Genomic DNA, 3,131 nt, shown 5'->3' with positions numbered 1-3,131 from the left:
CCGAGTGCCCGTATTCCATCTCGGCACGTTTCACCACCGCCCGGATCGCGGCGTTGAGTCCCGGAACGTCTCCCCCACCGGTGAGCACTCCAATTCGCATGACTGTTCCTCTCGACGGTCTTCGGCCCAACCGGTCGCCGCGGGCGGCGGACCTCGACGGGCACCAAAATCCTACCGGCGGTTGCGCGGGCCCCGGCCCGCGAGGCGTCCCAATGTCACCCGGACGATCTCCCCGGCAGGATCGCCTCAGCCTCCGGGGGCCACTTGCCCCAGGCAACCGCGGCTCAATAGTGCACCACCGGCCCCAGGCAAAACGGGCGCGGACCACCCGGTCGGCACACGGGAACGCGCGGCATCCGCCGGTCGGCGAGGAGGGTACCCGGTCTCGCGATCTTCTGGACGGTTCGGCAAGAAGGGGGCGTGACAGGATTTGCCAATCTGTGGGTTATGAATGCGGCTTGGGGCACCGTCGCAAAGGGTCAACAGGATGGCGCGGTCGGTGAAGCGGTGCAACAGGGCTAGCCAGGCTGTGCCGCCAGGCGGCGGCCCGCAAGCGCAAGACTCACCACCGGGCGGCGGCGGGTTAGACCGGTACACCGCCGGCGCAGGGAAACCTGGCGGAATCCACTCGGGGAGCCCGGCACGGGGTTGACGCCGCTGTCTGCTCTGAGCAGACCACTAACCCCCGCCGGGACCCTAGATTGGTGGCAAGAGCCCGCAACAACCCAACTGGAAGAGGGGAACGGATATGAACAGCAAGCTCGTCAGGAAAGCGGCGATCGCTGTCACGGCGGCGGCCTGCCTGGTCGGCGCAGGCTGCACCACTTATGGCGGTGCCGATTCGTCAGGCGCCAGCGACCCGGGCGCAGAAGCGGACGCCGAAAGCGGCGGCGTCGGCGCGGACGCCGAATCGCCGGAACCGGTCGAGGATCCGACTTTGGACGGGGTCGAAATCGAGTGGAGCGGCTACACCATGGGAATAGACCTGGTCACTGACGACCCAGACCGGGCCAAGGCGGCCGGCATGCAGACCGTGGAGGGCAAACTGTTGAAGATCTGCTTCAAGTACGTCGAGGATCCGGAGGGCCTGGGCGGTTTCCGCTACGCCGACAAGGGGCTTTTCGAGGACCTCGAGGCGAACCCGATCACCCTTCGTGACGCCGCCGGGAACACGTACGAGGACCTCGACAGCATAGGCGACTTCGAGGTCGTTGGCGGCAGCCAGATCGACGATCTGACGCTGAAGGACTTCCAGCCACGCTTCTCCATCATGTTCGACATCCCGGCCGAATCGAAGATCGAGGATTTCGAAATGACGGCGGGCGGTGCCGCGCCGGTCAAGTTGATCCCGTACATCTCCGAGGCCTACGCGGCCGATCACCCCGACGACGACTGACCGCATTCCCGCCCAGGCGCCATACTGGGTCGGTGATCTGCGGCTATGGCTCCCCGCCGGGTGACGGCCCGCCAGATCCCGAGGTGGCCTACTGGGAGACCGGAGCGGAGGAGTACTACCGCCAGCACGCCGCGTCCTTGGGCAGCGACCGCCTGGTCTGGTGTCCGGAGGGGCTCGAAGAGGCGGAGGCGCGCCTCCTGGGCGACGTCTCCGGTCTGAGCGTCTTGGAGGTCGGCTGCGGCGCCGCCCAGGGGACGCGTTGGGCGGCCGCGGCGGGCGCCCGGGCCACCGGGATTGACCTGTCGGCCGGCATGCTGGCGGTGGGCCGCCGGCTGGGGACGGACGGCTTCGCCCTGGTGCAGGCCGACGCGGCCGCCCTTCCCTTCGCCCCCGCCAGCTTTGACCTGGCCTTCTCCGCTTTCGGCGCGCTCCCGTTCACACCGTCGCTGGCGGCGGTGCACCGCGAGGTCGCGCGGGTGCTGCGCCCCGGCGGCCGCTGGGTCTTCTCCACCACCCACCCGTTCGCCTGGGTTTTCCCGGACTCCCCCGACCCGGCCGACCTGGCCGTCCGACGGTCCTATTTCGACCGCACCGCCTATTTCGAGTTGGACGATGCCGACCGGCTCAGTTACGCCGAATACCACGTCACGCTCGGCGACCACGTGGCGGCGCTGACCGGCGCGGGCTTCGCGCTGGACCAGTTGATCGAGCCGGAATGGCAAACCGAGGGCGGCGCCGCGCCGGGCGAATGGGGCGCCTGGTCACGCGACCGGGGCGCCCTGGTCCCCTCAACCCTGATCATCGCGGCCCACCTGACCGCCGAGATCGGGGAGCGGTCGGCACGCCCCATTTGAAACCCGCTTTCGCGGGCCGTTCGCCCTTGGGCACGGGCGGGATCACGGCATTGTTGGGCGCCGCCACGATCCGGGCGGGCAGACGGACGGGCCGCCAGGAGTCTTTGGGCAGCACTGCCGCGCCGTCGAATGGCCCCATCGACTCCACCGCCTCCGCTATCCGCGACATGCTCGAACTGACCCCCACCAAAACCGTTGCGTCATCTGTAATTCGCCAAAGCTCCCAACCGCAGGACACCCCGTCCCGGATGTCGACCTTGACGAGCGCCGCACCGGCGCCCTCCGCGACGACGACCGCCGTCTTCGCGCGCCACCGGTCACCTCGCCCGTTCAAGAGATCGCTCCTTAGCTCAATAGGGCCGGATGCCGCACGTGTGGCGGCTGGAATAGGACGTTGCCTCTCCATCTCCAAGATCAAAGCCGGCGTCCCGAACTTGAATGATGTGCTTGGCACGGTAGTTGTAGGTGCCTCCGGAACCGCAGCGCGCGAAGATGCTGGTTCCTTGCGCTTGGTCCGAGGTCCAAGAGGTGAAAGAGCGCTCGTAGCTATACTCGCGCCAACCGGACCACGAGTCGCGCTCGAACCACATGCTCTGTCCTTTCTTATTCATGGGCAAAAGATGGTATATCTCTGACGTACTATCCTACATATACGAGATGAAGGTCCCGTGCCCGACCGGGAACCCGAGAATCGCTTTACCTTTGCCATACCATTGGGCCTCAACTCGTGCGCTGGATGAGCGGGCTTCGCGCTGGACCGGCTGATTGAGGCGGAGTGGCCGGACGAGGGCGGCGCCGCGCCGGGCGAATGGGGCGCCTGGTCACGCGACCGGGGCGCCCTGGTCCCCTCAACCCTGATCATCGCGGCCCACCTGACCGCC

Annotated in this window: 4 protein-coding genes; 2 read left to right on the top strand and 2 right to left on the bottom strand. The window is 67.6% G+C overall.

Annotation, left to right across the window (positions count from 1 at the left end):
- Positions 1–748 precede the first annotated feature (748 nt).
- Both LBC97_11070 and LBC97_11065 read left to right on the top strand, forming a co-directional pair.
- Positions 749–1,396 (top strand): hypothetical protein, encoded by a 648-nt coding sequence (locus LBC97_11070; GenBank protein MDR2566570.1) that lies wholly within the window; start codon positions 749–751, stop codon positions 1,394–1,396.
- 32 nt (positions 1,397–1,428) lie between these two features.
- Entirely contained in the window at positions 1,429–2,250 is an 822-nt protein-coding gene (locus tag LBC97_11065) for a methyltransferase domain-containing protein (protein ID MDR2566569.1), read from the top strand.
- On the opposite strand, the gene LBC97_11060 is transcribed toward LBC97_11065, so the two are convergent.
- Together LBC97_11060 and LBC97_11055 are read right to left on the bottom strand one after the other, a co-directional pair.
- Complete coding sequence (locus LBC97_11060; GenBank protein MDR2566568.1) at positions 2,195–2,584, bottom strand: hypothetical protein; 390 nt, start codon at positions 2,582–2,584, stop codon at positions 2,195–2,197. The two genes, LBC97_11065 and LBC97_11060, sit on opposite strands and share 56 nt — an antisense overlap.
- 16 nt (positions 2,585–2,600) lie before the next feature.
- Positions 2,601–2,861: a hypothetical protein gene (locus LBC97_11055; protein ID MDR2566567.1), complete on the bottom strand. Its 261-nt coding sequence runs from the start codon at positions 2,859–2,861 to the stop codon at positions 2,601–2,603.
- Between the last annotated feature and the right edge of the window lie 270 nt (positions 2,862–3,131).

The organism is Bifidobacteriaceae bacterium (genome assembly GCA_031281585.1).
GTDB lineage: Bacteria > Actinomycetota > Actinomycetes > Actinomycetales > WQXJ01 > JAIRTF01.
The sequence above is the reverse complement of the archived record's forward strand: the minus strand, read 5'-3'. Positions and strand labels throughout refer to the sequence as shown.